The organism is Halomonas sp. SIMBA_159 (assembly GCF_046536035.1).
GTDB lineage: Bacteria > Pseudomonadota > Gammaproteobacteria > Pseudomonadales > Halomonadaceae > Vreelandella > Vreelandella venusta_A.
This window is the reverse complement of record NZ_JAWJBT010000886.1, coordinates 1-261: the sequence shown is the minus strand read 5'-3', so window position 1 is coordinate 261 and position 261 is coordinate 1. Positions and strand designations below refer to the sequence as shown.

The window sequence follows — 261 nt, the reverse complement described above, 5'->3', positions numbered from 1 at the left end:
GGCAAAATCAAGTTTCCGATCAAACAGAGGTGAATTATGTTTGTGAGTTAAAAATTGATGGTAATGCCCTCGCTTTAACCTATGAAAATGGCATCTTAGTCCGTGGGGTAACCCGTGGCGATGGAGAAACCGGAGAAGAGATTACCAATAATGTCCGAACCATTCGCACTATTCCCTTACGATTAGATTTAGACAATCCCCCAGCACGAGTGGAGGTGAGAGGAGAAGCCTTTCTGCCTTGGAAAACCTTTGAAACGATCA

General features: G+C 44.1%; 1 pseudogene. It reads left to right on the top strand.

The features are described from left to right. A pseudogene (gene ligA, locus R0J87_RS21795) lies at positions 1–261 on the top strand (NAD-dependent DNA ligase LigA); the annotation flags it as partial.